The sequence below is a fragment of the Cyclobacterium sp. 10D3-21 genome (genome assembly GCF_055809755.1).
Genome location: NZ_CM147924.1, coordinates 1,453,254 through 1,470,734 on the forward strand (window position 1 = coordinate 1,453,254; position 17,481 = coordinate 1,470,734).

Here is a 17,481-nt window from a genome sequence, read left to right on the forward strand (position 1 = left end):
GAATCAATAGAAGGTGCTTGCTAGGCTTACGTAGCCTGTAGGCTTGAAAGTAATGCCTTTACAGTTTTAAGACTAAATTCAATAAAGAATAAGTGCTCAAAGGAACCTTTCAAGATTTGAAGGGCCTGAGGTGCTAGTCATTTATTTTTTCACTATTTTAGAGCAGTTGAAGAAACTAAGTTGTTAAGCATTATTCTACATTAAAAATAGAAAATTTATGCGAATAGTTTTAATAATAGTCCTTGGAATACATGGCGTTATCCATCTGTTTGGATTTTTAAAGGCCTTTGACCTTTCCGAATTTAATGCCATTACCCAACCCATTTCCAAAGTGTTTGGATTATTATGGTTGTTGACCTTTGTATTATTTGCTGTAACTGTATTTTTATTGTCCATTCAGTCCAATTATTGGTGGGTAATTGGAATTGTGGGTGTAATTCTTTCACAGTTATTAATTCTAAACTATTGGACTGATGCCAAGTTCGGGACAATTATAAATTTGATCGTACTGGTTTTAATTTTTCTTCTTTATTCATCGGGTAGCTTTAAAAAAATGGTGGGTGATGAAACAGCGAAAATGTTTGAGAATTCAAATACCTTAGAAAACACCATTTTATCGGAGCAAATGATAGTGGACTTGCCTGCAACAATTCAAAAATGGTTACTGAATAGTGGGGCAATTGGAAAAACATTGGTTTACAATGTTTATTTGGAGCAAGACTTACAAATGTTGATGAAACCTGAGCAAAAAGAATGGAACAAAGCAAAAGCCCGGCAATATTTCACCATTGAACCTCCAGCTTTTAATTGGTCAGTCAAGCTAAAAATGAACCCATTTTTAACTGTGGTTGGGAGGGATAAATTTAAAAATGGTCAAGGAGAAATGACGATTAAGCTGCTTTCATTCTTTTCTATTGTAGATGCAAAAAACAATGAAAAGGTAAATCAAGCCACCTTACAGCGGTATTTGGCCGAAATAGTTTGGTTCCCATCTTTTGCCTTGAGCCCTTATATAAGTTGGGAGGCAATGGATGACTATTCGGCGAAAGCCACAATGGAATATAATGGGACCGTCGGTTCAGGTATATTTCACTTTGAAGAAAATGGGGATTTTAAAAAATTTGTGGCCATGCGGTATAAGGATGCAGATGATGTTTTGCCTATTGAATGGACAGTTACCGCTACCAAAACCGAAGAAATAAATGGCATTAAAATCCCAGTTGAATCTAAAGCAGAATGGAAATTAGAGAGTGGAAATTGGACCTGGTTAAAACTGAAAATTACAGACATTAAATACAATCTGAAAGAATCCGCTTTGGCCAGGGATTAAAAGGAAAAGCTGATTTATCTCCTTGACTCCTTATATTGGATTTTGGTGGGTTTTTACATTAACCGCTTAGCAGGATCAATAGTTTTTAGCCTATAGTCCTGCAAATTTTGCAAGCAATTAAGAACCCAATTTGCTTAAACTTCATTTATTGTGCTGGTATAAATAAAGGACTTATCAGCTATTTCTGGTTTAAAATTTTCCTTAACAGTGAATTTTTTTTACAATTTTTTCTGTAGGGTGTAATAATATTTAATTCTCGCCACTAACCAAGAAAAAAACAGTGAGCAGCGACTTTTATAGATCTTCAATTTTACCCTATGCAGCAATAATCATTAAGATATGCCGCGCATATACCAATTCGCAAGAAGATTTTGAAGATTACTATCAAGAAGTATGTTTACAAATTTGGAAAAGCAGAGACAATTTCCGCCGGCAGTCTGAGTGGTCTACTTGGGTTTACAGATTGTCATTGAATGTTTGTTTGACCCTGTTGAAGAAAAAGAAAAACAGTTCTCAGTATTTCGCTTCTGATGCCTTGCCTGATGAGGTGGTTGAAGATAGCCATGCATTTTCAGATGAGGCACTAAATCATTTGTATGATGCCATTAGGCAACTTTCGGAAGTTGACAGGGGAGTGATTTTACTTTATCTGGAAGAAAAGTCCTACCAGGAAATAGCAGACATTATTGGTACTAACCCCAATAACATTGGGGTACGCATTAAAAGAATTAAAGAACGGTTAAAAAAACGATTAGATGGAAAAGTCAATTGAAGCAATTTGGAAAGAAGGGTTTATGAAAAATGAGGCATTGGTAGGTCCAAAAGTAACCAACCTATACAATCAAAAATCGATTCATTTTATCGATAAATATAAGAGGATGTTTAAAACTAATTTGAATGCCATTGCGATTGGGTCCATAGCGGTTTTAGGAGCTTCCTTTTTATTAGGAATTCCGATTATGGGAATAGGTCTTTTTCTGGTTTCGAGTTGGGTGTTTATAGTGAATAAAAGACTTTCAAAGGGTTTGGAGAGCATTGATGAAAATGTTAACAGCTATGAATACCTTAAATCATTCAGAAGCTGGTTGGATGTTCAAATATCAGTCAATATAAAATTGGCGAGGTTTTATTACCCCATAATTTTTCTATCTGCTATAATGGGGTTTTGGTTTTCGAGCAAAAATGGAGAGCAACTAAACGAAACGGTAATGAGTGAGCTTATGGTGAAATACCCTGACCTTAATGTGGTTTTTGGAATGCCATTGATCGGACTTTTAGCGATGATATTAATTCTTGCTGTTTTAGCACTTTTTGGAGGTAAGATTTACTATTGGGATTTAAATATTATTTATGGAAGGGTAATTAGAAAGCTTGATGAGTTGATTTCAGACATGGAAGAACTTAGAGCTGAATAAAATAAAGAATTTCAACCCAACATTTTAGATACAAACAAAAAACACAAAGAACATGAGCATTACAGAGGCAATTGAAGTTTTTAATAAATTATTGAAAACAACAGACAACAAAGGGAAAAAAAAGATTTACAAGGGCTTTATTCAAATTCTGAATAGTTTAAAAAGCAAGGGTTTAACTGAAAGCCAATCCCCATTAATACAGAAAGAACTTGGTTTCTTGAAGCTAGCGGCTTCAACGGACAACTCGAAAAAATACTATAAACAAAAACTGTCTGAATTTAAAGCCTTTCTAAAAGAGGAGTTTTATTTCACTACGGAAAAACATTATACAGAAATATGGATGGTTTACGGTATGATTTTCGGAACCGCATTAGGGATATTGTATGGGACCTCTATTGACACCCATTTAGAGTCAAGTATGAGTTTGTCGATGGGGATAAGTTTGGGAATGCTTTTTGGGATACTTTACGGGGCAAGAAAAGATGCAGAAGCCAAAAAGCTAGGAAGAGTTGTTTGATCTTTAAACTTTCCACAGGTATTGATGCAAACAAAGGTGTCAGTTATTCATATTAAACTAAATAAAATAGTTTGTTAAACCCGGATTATGTAATAGGATTCGTAATGAGTGTTGCAATCGCAAGAAAATCAGACTGTTTGGAGATTTTAGCATAGCACCGCTATGGTGAAATTGAAAACAGCAACGAAGTGGCTGATTTTGAAGCGATTTCAGCACGTAATAGAATGTCTATTGCATATTTCGGGTTAAATAAATGCCTGTCATACCTTTCGGTCTGGCAGGCATTTATGAATTCACAATAAATCGAAATGAGCTATTTGGTTTAAGAACAATAGCTTATTTATTTTTCCTCTCCGGCCTGAGCATCCCACATACCAAGTATTTCAAGGTTTTTTCGTTTGAGGTCAAGGTAACAATCCGGTAGGTCAAAATGATTCAACACATTCAAAGGAAAGGCTGATACTGGCCAATTGTAGAAAGTAGATTCTGTGACATCACTGTAACTGCTCAAGGCATTTTTTAAGATGACTTTTTTGACATTCTCATTTAAGACAGAAGCAAAAGTAGCGGGCTGACATCCCCAGCCATTGCCAACAACGGTGATTTCAGTATGACCTAAGGATTCTAACCAATTTAAAATGCATAGTAAATCATACGTTCGTTTTCCTATCATTGGTTCATCCAGCATATTTGAAAGCATGCCATAAAAATACTCCTTGTTATAAGGAATAGAATAACTGACATGTGTATTGGCCTCAGTCTGGCCTATCCCCCTCAAATCACAGGCATAAATTGCATTGTCAGAATGATCGGCGAGGATGTCTCGTATCTTTTCATCATTGATTAACTCATCGTCCATCCCTAAATGAGAAACATAAAGTATAGCATTTTTCGGACTACCATGTGGTCTGGAATATATGTTCTCTTCAGTGAGTCGATAGACCGCATTGTGAATGCCAGGTTCTGTTTCTACAAACATATCCGTTACAAAAGGCCGAGGAAATAACGGTTCCTTTCTTGCTCTGTAAATCCGGTAATCGGACACATCAAATTTTTCTGGCAAGCGTAAAGCTTCAGACAAGGCTTTTTTTAATTTGGATGCCGAAACGGCACCCCTTTTCTTTCCAATTTCTATGGATTCCTTTTTGAGGATTTCAGGTATTGTTTTGAACTCTTCCTTGGACAACTGTCCTGCGGGAGTACAACACAGGTCTTCGTCTTTTTCTAGTTCAAATTCAGGTTCTTTGCCGTCATTGTTAATTTTAGTCACCTGATTAAAGAACCCATACATGGCCTCTCTTGCGGGTTGGTGATAGCCGTGGTAGTCGTCCCCTCTGAACAACTGTATATTCTCTTTCGCACCCAATAACGTATAAAAATGTTGGAGCATTTCGAAAGTCTCTTGCGTCCCCCGGGTGTCAAAAAAGTCTTTTTCCTGGGTGATCAGTATCACAGGTTTTGGCGCCATAGTGGCGATGAAATCAAAATGATCTAAACCCTTTGCTAAGCCTTTTAGTGCGTACTGTTCTGCATCCTGAACTTCCTGGTTCTCCAGGTTTCGGCGAATGGTGGTGACAAAGCAACTTGGAGCAGCCATCGTCAGTCGGGATTCAATTCCACATAACCAGGTAGTCTGAGTGCCTCCACCGGAATTCCCTGTAACCCCAATATGTCGGTGATCAACTTCCGGACGAGAACACAAATAATCAATCCCACGGATAGCATCCCATACAAACCAACCAGCCATTGAATCCCCAACTAATGTTAAGGGGTTACCTGCATAGATGTGTTCCGTTACGCCCCATCTGGTTGCACTTTCACGGCCCGGAATTGGGTGTTGTAAGCGCTCACCCTGCCCAATACAATCAATAATCAAAACAACATACCCCTTTCTCGCAAGGCTTTGAGCAAAATACTGGTAGGCACTTGATTTGGCTTCTCTGGTATGGCCACAAGTTCCGAGTACCGCTGGCATTGGCTGGCCGTTGTTTTTGGGAATGTAAAGATTGGCTGTCACCTTGAAACCAGGTCGACTTTCGTAAATCACCTTCTCTACGGTAAAACCTTCCCTATCCAGTTTCCCTGTTATGACCGGATTCAATGGGTTTTTATCCGGAAAAGGACCAAGACAATCCTTGATTTTATTTCTGATCTCAGTCTGGTATTCCAGTGCCTCTTTTTTTGTCTTAAGCCCATAGATTCTGTCACTGTGTTTTTTCGATATATCCCGCACTTTATCGATGTAGTAATTTTGAATCATGGAAGGAAGACGATGGGCCGGTTTGTTGGCTTCCCCTTCTACCATCAGGCGAGAGGATTGCTTTTCAGCCTTCGCTTTTAATACCAATGAAGGTGCTAAACCTATTCCAAATCCGGATAACCCAGACCATTTGATAAAATTTCTTCGATTGTTTTTCATTGCATAAATGTTTTGCGAAAGATATCTTTAAGTAAAATGCGTGTTACATATGGTTTGTTGCCTTTTTAATGTCCCTGGGTTTATCCGGCCGAAGCTGATTTTTCAAAAGCAATTCCATAGATAGTATGAGGCAAGATCAGTCGTGGTAGGGCTATTTTATTTTTGGTAATATGTTAATAACGATACGCTCGTACCTGGTTATAGCAGGGGTTCCATTATCTGTCACAGCAAGGATTAAATGAGTGGTTTGCGCTTTTGTCAGTTCAATTTTCTCACCAATTTCTAAGGTGATCTTTGCACTGTTAGGATTTGTGATTGTGAGTGGCTTGTACCAGTTAAAGGCCCAAAAGGTCCCTGGCTCTTTGTAATTAAACCAGTGATAAGACAAGGAATCACCATCCGGATCTGTACTGCCACTGGCATCAAACTGAATTTCTTCTCCAGGGTGTATGGTGATGTTTGTGGTTTTGTCCACCTTAACCAATGGTGGGTGGTTTGCCTCTTCATAGGATTTTATGCACCAATCCATTCTTGCCGCAAAGTCATTTTGGAAAGCTTCTCTCCATCGCCAGATTGTCGCCTGATTGTTAATGTAAATTCGTCCATCAATACCCATTACTTCATCTATAGCATTTGTCCAGATGGCTCTTTGTTCAGGTTCTTGGTAGTCAAAATTTCGGTAGGGTTGAAAATGGGGTTTGTACAGTTCATACCGGCCGCCCCATCCGCCATAATCTGGCCGCTCTGGAACATTTAATCCATTGTCTATCAACCCCAGAAAGCTAGGTGTGTCTCCTTCCATAATGTATTCTACTTCTGGGTATTGAGCTCCTAATGGACCGTGATCTTGCATGATGTTTTTCCTGAGCCAAGGGTTTTCTGCCAAGGAAGCATCTGCTCCAGAAGCATATTTCCGATAGGATTCTCCTCCTATTCCATTCCAGGTAGAATGGATATAATCCTCACCCGGACTAACAATGTAAAAGAGACCAGGGAATTCATTGCGAATCCATACGCCAGAATCATCCTGATCGGAAATGGCATAGACCCGAAGTTTGGAAACAAATTTATCTAGCTCTTCTCTCGTTCTCGTTAGCCTTACTTTCCAAAGGGCTTGGCCTAAAACGTTGGCACCACCCCATACAGGAACCCACACAGGCCTTTCATCGTCTTTGTCCACCACTTCGATTAACCATTCACTACCCTCAGAGTCATTGCCCTTTCCTACGGCGGTCATTCCATATTTAGGAAGCCCTGATTTAATACGAGACAAAAGGTATTCTGCTGTGGGAAATCCATCTTCGTGTTTTAGTAAATTGGCATGTACTTTTCCATACGCTTCTACAATCTCCTTTAATCTCCAGGCCGCTGTTTTATCCCGCTGATGTGTAGATGTAGTTGCGATCAAGCCCTCAACATCAAATTGATTGCTGTACATTAGGAATCGGACAAGAGACTGGGCATCATCTGGCTCGTTCTCTATATCTGTCAATACAAAGACTCGGGGCTTTTCAGTGGCAGTAGCGCAATAAGGAATACCAATAAAAAGCAGTAATGTGAGGTAAATAAGTGTTTTATAGCTGGTGTTCATGTTAGTTGTATTTTTAAGTAGTAATTGTGCTGCATGAGCAGTTACCATTATCAGGTCTTGGCCAAATTATGTAAATAAACCAGGATTAATTTGCTGTGAATTTTTTGCACTGAAAAAAGTGATGATGTTGAAATCAATTCAGTTTGGGCACTGTTTTCACGTTCATTTTTTACAAAATGTTCACTTAAAGTGCCAGATAGCAAATAAGGGAAGCATTTATAATGCTTCATCTTGTCAGATAGGCCGAAAGGCATAGGTTCTAGTGGTGTAATAAAATTTAAAACTTGTATTATCGAATTAAAAATATTGTTTAAAACGCAGAATACCCAAGAAATATACCATTATATATATTGAATTATGAAATTTTCAGTAAAAACCTTGTTCTTTGCTAATCAAAAGCTTTATCAAAATGAGTCAACTAAAGTACTTAAGGCGTACCCATTATTTACTTACTAAAACAGGCAAAATAATTTTTGACGCATTTTCTACATCGCGATAAATTCGGATTTCAGCTTTTTGAAAATCGTCATCGTTTGCCTGATAAATGTTGACAAACTTTTGGGGATTTCTGTCGGCTAATGGAAACCAACTGCTCTGTATCTGAACCATGATTTTATGGCCTTTTTGGAAAGTATGCGCTACATCTGGTAAGGTCCATTTCACAGAGGTAATTTTTCCTGGAACAAAAGGTTCAGGGGCTTCAAAGCTGTTCCTGAACTTACCGCGCATGATTTCAGAGCGAACCATCATTTGATAACCACCCATTGGATAATTTGCATCATTTCCTTTCATTTCTTCGGGATATTTAAAGTCGTTAGGAAATACATCAATTATCTTGACAACAAAATCAGCATCAGTAGTAGATAGAGAAACCAATAAATCCGCAACAACCGGTCCTGCCAGGGTTACCTCATTTTCCAATACATTGGTTTCGTAGGTCAATACATCAGCACGCCTTGAGGCAAAACGCTGATCATCCGTTAAATATTCCCGCGTTCTTTTGAAATGAATGTGCTGTGTGTAAGGTACAGGATGTTCGGGATCACTGATGTAATCATCAAATTCTTCTGATTGATTTTCTGGCGTATTCAAGCCTAACTTTCCACCGTCTTGCAAATAGAAAGGTTGGTTTTCAGTGGCTTTAGGTGGCCATTGATCAAACTTTTTCCAGGTGTTCTCACCTGTGAAAAATACAGTGGCTTCAGCAATATTTATTTTGTCTCCTTTATCAAGTAAATGATGCATCAAAAAGGGTGCTTCAATGCTGTCCTGATAATACCTGGAGGTATTGCTACCGAACCTTACATTACCCAAAAAACTACCGTCATGTGACCATTGCCCATGGTACCAAGGGCCCATGACCAATTTACTGTTTGTTTCTGGGCTTTGCTCTTCTGCAGCTTTGTAGGAAGCCCAGGCGCCAAAACAATCTTCTGCATCAAATAGCCCACCCACCCAGAGCATTGCTGGTTTTATATTATAGAAGCTATTTCGGGCATTTCTTGCTTGCCACCAATCATCATAATTTGGATGTGCGAACATTTCCTTCCAAAATTGTATGCTATCTCCCATCAAATGGGCGATGTTTTTTAATGATCCAGCATTGAGAAATGCGTTATAATTGTCATCAGAATTGAATGAGAATCCTGTAGTGTTAGATGTAGTTGGATTTGGCCTTGGCATACCATGTCGGCTATAAAAAGATTGCGCATCCATCAGGAAGAAAACGCCATTATGGTGCCAGTCATCTCCAATATACCAGTCGGTAACAGGTGCCTGTGGACTGGCCACCATTAGTGAAGGGTGCCCTGAAAGTGCACCTTGTCCTGCATAAAACCCAGGGTAGGAAACACCTATAATTCCAACTTTGTTATTGTTGTTTTCTATATTGTTGATTAACCAATCAATGGTGTCATAGGTGTCACTGGCTTCATCAATTTGGTTCCCGGTTTTGTTTTTGATAAATGGCCTCACCTCCACAAACTCACCTTCGCTCATGTATTTTCCACGAACATCCTGTTTCACAAAGATGAAATTTTCTTTGGCGTAGGCCATCTTATAGGAGCCCCAAACAGCCATGTATTTATCAGGGCCATAAGGGTTACAAGAATAAGGGCTGCGCTCCATTAATATAGGGTGTCGGCTAATTGTGTCTTTTGGTGTATAAATTACAGTGTATAATTTTACCCCATCTCGCATAGGAATGTAAACCTCCCGTTTGCTGTAGTTATTTAAAAACCATTCTTCATTTGTCTCCTGAGAAAAACAGGTTCCTGCTACCAATAGAAAGACAAATAGAGAAATGCATTTCTTTAGGATGCTACCATTTCTTATCCAATTATCAACGGATATATGCGGATAACCTTTTCTGCCAGTTTTCATACTTTAAAATTTAACGATTTTTTTAACTGTACCGAATTATTAACTGTCTTTTGAATAAGACATTTTGCGCTTTTCAATAGTCAAAAAGGCAAGTTTCATGGTTTGAGTAATGTGTGATTATTGCCTCAATTAATTCAGGTTTCAACTACCTTAGGCCTGATGAGGCTATTTATATTTAATCTTCAACCAGTTTACTAGGAGGCCACCACAATTGCATGGGGTCTGGTCCTAAACCGGTTTCAATAACCTTTACAACCTCCAGTTTGTGAAGGTCTACTACATGCACACCATCTGACTTGGCTTTTATTTTTTCAAGATTTTCTTCACCATCCTTACCAATACTTGTTTTTCCCGCATCTTCACAGCCTACAAAGGCATATTTGCCATCGGCTGAGATTTCAACTCCTATGGCAAAGCTGCCAACCGGAATTCTTTTAATTTCTTTTCTGGATGCAACATCAATAACCGTCAATGTTCCATTCTTTTCCCAGCCTGCTACATAAGCCCGGCTGCCATCCTCAGAAAATTTGATGCGAACAGGCATTCCAGGGCATTCAAATTCGGCTACAACAGTTTTGGAAAGCCAATCTATCACTGTTATACTACCTCCTGTCTGGTTTAATGCCCATAAAAATTTACCATCTGGCGTGAAAGCCATTCCTTCCACTCCTTTCCCAGCTGGGATTAAGGTTTCCAATGCTCCTGATTCTCTGTTTATGACGGAAATATTTTCAGAAGAAATATTGGCCGTCAAAAGGTATTCCCCATCAGGCGAAAGATATACCATATGAGAAGTCTTACCTCCGGTAGGAATGGCTCGTGATACAGTATTATTGGCGGTTTCCACTTCTACCACATAACCCGTTTGGCCGGCTGTAAAGTAGGCATGCGTTCCTTCCGGTGAGAAAGCAGCTCCATGTATACGCGTATACTCACCCGTTTGGATGGTGTCTACCTGCTGCCTTTTCATCAGATCGACTACCAAAATCTTATCCCCAGGGGCTTCATAACTACTGAGGTAAGCAAATCGCTGATTCGGTGATATCGTAATTTCATGGGGATTGTTGCCTATGTTAATGGTTTCCAAAACTTCCATTTTGACTGGGTCCAGATACGACAAAGTATTGGAATGTTTATTGGCGACGATCAAAACAGGGTCTGGATTATCGAAATCGTATATTTCTTTTAGAGACATCCGTCTGATGCGAAGGTCATAGCCCGGTTTGTCATCATGCTTCACATAATAAGCGAAGAGAATATGATCATCCACTTCGTGAATCGCAGCATAGGCGTATGAAGCATGAATGCTTCCTTCAATGTTCTGAATATTCCCCCAGGATTGACCCTCGTCTCTGGAAATAGCCACCGTGAGAGGTGTCCTTTTTGATTTGAAATACCTCGGTCCTGATTTACCATTGTTGTTCCAGGCCAGAATTAGGTCGCCCGTTCCGTTCAACCTTTTCAGAGATGCGGGAGCGATGGGGGATGGGATAATGGTCTTGTTTGCAAGGCTCCAGGTGATGCCTTCATCAAGTGAAAATGAACTGTATTGCGTTCCTTGATTCGTCCGAATATTCATCATGATACGTCCGTCATTCATTTCTACAACACCGGGTTCTTGGCTGATCACATTTGTGGGAACCGGCAATACCTGTCCCATTTTCCAGGTGTTACCCCTATCATCCGAATAAAAACACCTGATTTCGCCTCTGTTGCGCCATTCGGAATTTGGCGTTTTGTGCAGAGAGACGGGCGCTAAGATCCTTCCGCTCTTCAGTTGAATAACCCTGTCATTATTCAGGACAAAATAACCTTTTTGATCAGTGATGATTGGTGTTGGGGCACTCCAGGTCTGTGCTTCATCCTTTGAAATGCGCACCATGGGTATACAATCCTCAAGTGAATTTTTCCTGGCATAAATCAAAGCAATATCACCATTCTGCAATCTTAAGAGAGAGACAGACATCACATTCTGATCGCCTTCCCTTTCAACGATCAATTTATCTTTTTCAGACCAGGTCTTGCCACCATCTTCACTGTACCTTCCCATAATCTGAGCTGGGGCATGGTCACTTGTGGAATTCATAAAGCGGGTGTAGGCAAATAAGACCCTTCCATCATTAAGCGTGATAAAATCACCCTCACTGTTCCTTGGATTGGCAGAAGAAGACAGAATATCAGTGAATGAACCAGGGGAGTTATGGGACTGTGCCTTAAGCATGTTCGGTTGGTTAATAAACAGAACTAACAGACTAATTAAAAATAAATACCTTGTCCTTTTCACTGGTGTTGTTTGATTTGTGTTTTCACTCATTTTTCAATTGCTAATTTTGCAGGAGTAGATGTTCCAAAATAGTAGGGATAATCCGTTAGGTTATTTCCCTTTCTAACACTAATGCTATAGTGCCCATCCTATGAAAATAGGGTGGATTTTTGTAGAGAATAGAATTTGAATGACAATCCGGATATGTTCCAAAGCCTTTTTTTTCTGCCATTTTCTTTAAGGTTAATTTGAACGAATAGGAACACAGATCCTTCAAACTGGTAAAAATGGTATGATTCATTCCACTTTGAATACCATTTTTGGATCCAATTCCCAGTAAGCTTCATAAGCTGCTAAAGTACCTTGTCTTTCGGGGTCATTAAGGCCTTTTGCCTATTTTAGGTTAAAAATTAATAGCTTATTTTAACTGTTCAGCATTATCGTATATCTTTTGAACGGCATCAGAAATAGAATCCATGTCTCTTTTGGAACCAAGTAGCACGTTTTGAGGGAGCCATACTGCTTCTTCATAACACAGTACATCATTTAGAGGACATTCATTCTCTTCGCTCCACTTATTATAATTTAGCGCCTTTTTGCCATAAAACTTTTTGAAGTTTTTGGATTCAAATGTATTCTGTAAATAGGGCATTTTATTTAGTGGAATGTACCCTGATGAACCGGGAATCCCTTCTGCAGAAAATGCTTTTAGGAATTTATCCCTCGGCAAACCTTTGAATGCTTCTTTCTGGAACCGGAATGGAAAAAGGTGAAAAGATGCTCGGGTCACCTTAGGATACAATTCATAAGGCAAGATGCCTGGTATCTGGCTGATTTTCTCCCGAAGGTATTTCGCATTTCTAGACCTCTTTTCTGTCTGATCTTCCAGTCTTTCCAATTGAGCCAGTCCAATGGCGCATTGGTACTCTGTAATTCGTAATTTGGTACCACCTATCACGGCTCCCTTTTCTTCACTTTTTACTGAACCGTAAGGCATTCCATAATTGTGATAGGCATAGCACCTGTCCATAAAGGCTTCATTATCGGATACGATTGCGCCTCCTTCGCCAATTGGTATATTCTTGGAATTCTGAAAGCTAAAGCAACCCGCATCTCCAAAAGTACCTACTTTTTTATTGTCATATTCTGCCAACCAACCCTGACAGGCATCTTCTACAACTTTAAGATTGTATTTTGCGGCTATTTTCATGATGGGATCCATGTCACATGGAAGACCTAGAATATGAACAGGAAGTATGGCTTTGGTACGTTTAGTGATTTTCGCTTCTATTTTAGATGGATCTATCTGAAACGTTTTCGGGTCCACGTCCACAAAAACTGGAATAGCCCCATTGGCCAGTATACTTTGAGCTGATGCTATGAAAGAATAGGGGGTGGTTATTACTTCATCGCCCCATCCGATATCCAGGTTAGCAAAAGAGGTAATCATGGCATTAGTACCGTTGACCAGGGCAAGACACCTTTTGCTTCCGATTGTTTCTGCCCATTTTTCCTCAAACTCAATGGTGACATTCCTCCTTGACCATACGCCACTTCGCATGACTTCCAGCAATCGCTTTTCATCCGTCTCAGGGTTCCAAATGGGCCAGGAAGGCCAGTCATGTTTTACGACCGGATTTCCTCCAAGTATTGCAGGGGTCCGATTTGATCTGTCAAAAAAGTCTAACGTTTTGAAGGGTGCATGGCTCAGTGCCAAGGAAGCTCCAAGTCCTGTCATGGAGTTGACTTTTATAAACTTTCTTCGGCTTAACTTGCTCTTTTTCATATTCGTAATGTTTATAGGACTACTGAAAAGAAAGTGTTATTTCAATATTTACTGGCAACATCTCTTCTGATAGGGGTTAATGCGAACCCTGTAGAAAACTGTTGGAATCAACATCGATACGGTTTGATCATATAACGTGAAATGCTGGTCTGGATTTATATCAATACAAGTTAAGCAATAAAAGATCTATTTCGACTGAATTGGGATGGATGGTACAAGGATATCGCTCGTTTTGGGAGTTTCCTTTATAGTTTTTAGAAAACCTTTGTGCACTTCTAGCCACTTTGTAATTCAAATTTTAAAAAACATCATTTAATTATAAAGGAATATTAGATCAGCCATATTATTGCAGTGGTTGTACTTCAATCTGCCCATTGGCGAAGTGGTAATTGTAGTTAGTAATTAGGCGTACCTAAAGCACGCCTTGATACCTTCTGAAAAACAACCTGATTATGATCATCTATTTCTCGATACTTACAACTTCCTTAAACCCGAAATACATAATAGACAATCTATTAGGTGATGATATCGCTTTAATAATAAGCTACTTCGTTTCTATTTTCAATTTCACTATACCTGTGCTAAGATGAAATCTACAAAAAGCCTTATTTTCTTGTGATTGCCATACTTTACGTAAATACGGGACAGACTATCACGAGTTCTAATGCAAAATCCGGGTTAAATATATCCCCATTCATTTTCTTGAAAACTTTGTTCTTCTGGTTGAACACTCTTTTTCCGATTACCCGCATTTTCAAAAGGCATGCTACAAGATATACCTGCCTGCGATGTTCCTAATAAAGGAATGCTGCTATGACCGAGGAATAGTTGGTTGTCTACCATAACAATTTCTGATTGCGGTTTCATTTGTAATCGTTTAAGTTTTAAACAAAACATAATGAACCTTGTACTGATGCGCGGTTTCATGGATTTCCCTCTATTTGCTGGATAACTATGGGTATTGCCTTTAGCGCAGATCTCAGTATATACAGGAGGTAATGCGGAATTCAAATGGATTCTCTAAAATCTGATCTCTTTTCACTGGTTAGTCTTTTTGTATATTTTGGTTTATTTATTGTAAATCGGTTTTTATTTGTACTTTTATTGCTTTTAATACAATAATATATTGAAGAAAATTCTTTGACAGCAATCTTTTGTGTGATTTGTTGCTGGCGAGAATGGTGAAGTAGAGGGGCCCTAAACTGAGATTTAAAAAGTACCTTATAAAAGCTACAAATGAAGAATACACTGAAGATTACAATACTGATGCTAAGCCTTAGTCTAAGCGCCCTGACGATTAAAGATGGAAAACCCTCGTCTTCAGGAAGTACAGAAGAGGCACCCAATCTACTTTTGAATTCATCTTTTGAGTTCCATTCTTTTATGAGTCACAGAACAGGAAAGGCTTCAGATTTTCAATCTCATAATGTAGCTTTCTGGAACACTGTGGCATGGGGTGATATTGAAGTGATGCGCGAATCACATGTCTCCAAACCCATAAGACCTGATTTTTCAACCCATAACCTTGTAGCGATAAGCCCTGGTAAAAAGATATGGCAATTTTTTACACTTCCCGAGGCAGGTCTGGCCTATGGGGATGAATTGAGTTTATCCGTACATGGATATCAAAAAGAAGCAAATCAGCTTAAATCTGCGATTAAAGTGATGAAAGCAGATAGTGAAGATGGTGAGTGGAGTCCTAAGGACTTTGGAATGAGAGACAGCCGTAGTTTCCCGAAACATGCAAGGGGTGAGCTGGTTGTGGCCAAAGAATATAGCGCCTCAATGGAGAAGTCCGGAACCATTAAGGTCTCGGTAGAGAATGCCACGATCATTGGAAAAGCAAGCGTTGGCAATATATCAGGGTCAAAAGACATCAATACATTTGGAATTCAGGTTGAATTTGAGAATTTAAGCTCGTCCGATACGGTCTGGATTTATGCTCCAAAGCTCAGCGTTAAAGAGGCTTATAGAAATAGCCTCCATCCTTCAAGGGAGATGACGCCAAACTACAGGCACATTCCAAGAACAATTCAAAAGTTATGGAAAGGAGAAGCCATTCATGTTATTGTAATGGGCTCAAGTATTGACCGGGGAAGTGCCAATCCTCCCATGTACATGTACGACGAAGACCCGAGCTCTGCTACCTACAAACAGCCTCTTTCAGAAGGTCTTTTTGATCCAGAAAAAGCTGGTCGAGAGGATCTTGATGGCTATTATGGAGAGTGGAGGCATTATTACAGTTATGCTGGAAGGCTAAAGCTTGAGCTAATGCGAAAATTCAACCTTAGTGCCGATAAAATATGCCTTAATTTTATGGCTGCTGATGGATCAAGTATCGGTGAATCACACTCAGGATTACAGCAGTATTTTTCATTGTCAATACCTCCCAATCCTAATTTAAATGGCCATAAGGAAGGGGAAAGCTGGGAAGATTTATATCCCGATCTTTTTAACCGCAGCGAAGGTGCAAGACCTGATCTTGTGATATTTGGCAGTGGTGCCAATGAGAAAACGGATACACCAGATGAAGTAGCTGTTTTTGAGGGGGCAATACGATGGATTCAACAAAATTATCCCAATACGGAATTCTTGTTTAGCCCTTATCAGAATCAGGGTAAATATACGCCAAATACAGTAGACCTTCAGGCGCTATCTCTAAGATACCAGATCCCATATATGGATTATCCAAAAATAGCTGATGATCTTACAGGCTTGGGAAACAAGTATTCCCTGGTACCATCGGATGGACATCCACAAGCAGCAGCTCATTATCTCTGGTTCAAACAAGTGGAGAAAGCTTTTGAGTGCTGGAATCCGATTTTCGCAGGACAAGCTCAGCTTCAATTGCCTGAAAGGCTTCATACGAATACTTACGGTTGGGAAGGAAATATGGTAACGTTTGATTCCACTAGCTCAAGAATAAAGACCAATAGATTCATATTTGAAGACAATGCAATCAATAGCTGGGGCAAAACCGACAGTGAGCCTCCAGTACCTTATGTTGATGGGGTAAAGTTTGAATCAAGAAGGTCAAGTCCATCATACAACCTACGCAATTCAATGTTCCGACATGGGCGAACCAGTTTAGGGGACAGGCATATTCTTGAAATAGCAGGAGAGAATGCCAAATTAACTTACGTAGATTCCAAAGTAAACCCAAATAGACGCTTTTTTCCTGTATCAAATCCAAACTGGAACTTATCGGGCCAAACAATAGAGCCGTTTCATTCAGAATGGGGAGCGCCATACGGCACAGAGAAAATCACGCTTAAGCCTGGGGAATACATTGAAATTGAAATTGTTTGTACTGATCTTTCAGTAGCTTGGGTAGATGATCCTGATGCAGGGACGCTTGACATCTTCGTTGATGACCAGCTTATGAAGTCTCAATCTTGTAATATAGGTTTCATCGATACCGACAAAAAGGTTCATTACCTGGAAAACCGCAAGGGCATATTGAATTTGGGTTTTGGCCTGCATAAGGTCCGGTTACAGGCAAAAGATGCGGATGTAGCTGTTTTAAGTGTTTTTACCTATGATTCCCGTTCAAATCTCAATTCAGAGCGAAGGCTTACAGGATTGGCTGTTGGTGGAGAAACACTGGAATTTACGCGACCTTTTAAAACCAGACCATTGGTAATATGTTCTGGGGATTTATCTGTGGATACTAAGGACATTTCAAATACGGGAGTCAAGTTTTCTGGTGCAAATGGAAGTTATATTATAATCGGGGAATAATAAATATAGCTTCGCCATTTGTAATTGATTGTGCTGA

Annotated in this window: 11 protein-coding genes; 5 read left to right on the plus strand and 6 right to left on the minus strand. The window is 39.5% G+C overall.

All coding sequences use genetic code 11. From position 1 onward, the window contains the following. Positions 1-217: 217 nt before the first annotated feature. From AC0L7T_RS06065 to AC0L7T_RS06080, 4 genes are all read left to right on the plus strand, one after another. Entirely contained in the window at positions 218-1,330 is a 1,113-nt protein-coding gene (locus AC0L7T_RS06065) for a DUF6920 family protein (protein WP_473341596.1), read from the plus strand. 280 nt (positions 1,331-1,610) lie between these two features. Next, positions 1,611-2,102, plus strand: coding sequence for an RNA polymerase sigma factor (locus AC0L7T_RS06070; RefSeq protein ID WP_473341597.1), 492 nt, complete (start codon positions 1,611-1,613; stop codon positions 2,100-2,102). Further along, positions 2,086-2,745: a hypothetical protein gene (locus AC0L7T_RS06075; RefSeq protein ID WP_473341599.1), complete on the plus strand. Its 660-nt coding sequence runs from the start codon at positions 2,086-2,088 to the stop codon at positions 2,743-2,745. Before AC0L7T_RS06070 ends, AC0L7T_RS06075 begins: the two co-directional genes overlap by 17 nt. A 52-nt stretch (positions 2,746-2,797) precedes the next feature. Beyond that, a complete protein-coding gene (locus AC0L7T_RS06080; protein ID WP_473341600.1) occupies positions 2,798-3,262 on the plus strand; it encodes a hypothetical protein in 465 nt (154 codons plus the stop codon). A gap of 340 nt (positions 3,263-3,602) precedes the next feature. Here the strand turns inward: AC0L7T_RS06080 and AC0L7T_RS06085 are convergent, their stop codons facing one another. From AC0L7T_RS06085 to AC0L7T_RS06110, 6 genes are all read right to left on the minus strand, one after another. Then, a complete protein-coding gene (locus AC0L7T_RS06085) occupies positions 3,603-5,681 on the minus strand; it encodes an alpha/beta hydrolase family protein (RefSeq protein WP_473341601.1) in 2,079 nt (692 codons plus the stop codon). A gap of 151 nt (positions 5,682-5,832) precedes the next feature. After that, positions 5,833-7,272: a nucleoside hydrolase-like domain-containing protein gene (locus tag AC0L7T_RS06090; RefSeq protein ID WP_473341602.1), complete on the minus strand. Its 1,440-nt coding sequence runs from the start codon at positions 7,270-7,272 to the stop codon at positions 5,833-5,835. A gap of 441 nt (positions 7,273-7,713) precedes the next feature. Continuing rightward, positions 7,714-9,654, minus strand: coding sequence for a CocE/NonD family hydrolase (locus AC0L7T_RS06095; RefSeq protein ID WP_473341603.1), 1,941 nt, complete (start codon positions 9,652-9,654; stop codon positions 7,714-7,716). A 175-nt stretch (positions 9,655-9,829) separates the two neighbouring features. Further along, on the minus strand, positions 9,830-11,875 hold the full coding sequence (locus AC0L7T_RS06100) for an exo-alpha-sialidase (protein WP_473341604.1): 2,046 nt from the start codon (positions 11,873-11,875) through the stop codon (positions 9,830-9,832). Between the two features lie 460 nt (positions 11,876-12,335). Further along, positions 12,336-13,703 (minus strand): DegT/DnrJ/EryC1/StrS family aminotransferase, encoded by a 1,368-nt coding sequence (locus tag AC0L7T_RS06105; protein WP_473341605.1) that lies wholly within the window; start codon positions 13,701-13,703, stop codon positions 12,336-12,338. 678 nt (positions 13,704-14,381) lie between these two features. Further along, entirely contained in the window at positions 14,382-14,570 is a 189-nt protein-coding gene (locus AC0L7T_RS06110; RefSeq protein WP_473341606.1) for a hypothetical protein, read from the minus strand. A 369-nt stretch (positions 14,571-14,939) separates the two neighbouring features. Here AC0L7T_RS06110 and AC0L7T_RS06115 point away from each other — a divergent pair, with 369 nt between their 5' ends. Then, the gene (locus AC0L7T_RS06115) at positions 14,940-17,444 is read left to right on the plus strand and encodes an SGNH/GDSL hydrolase family protein (protein WP_473341607.1); all 2,505 of its coding nucleotides are present in this window, start codon (positions 14,940-14,942) and stop codon (positions 17,442-17,444) included. The last annotated feature ends 37 nt before the right edge of the window (positions 17,445-17,481 follow it).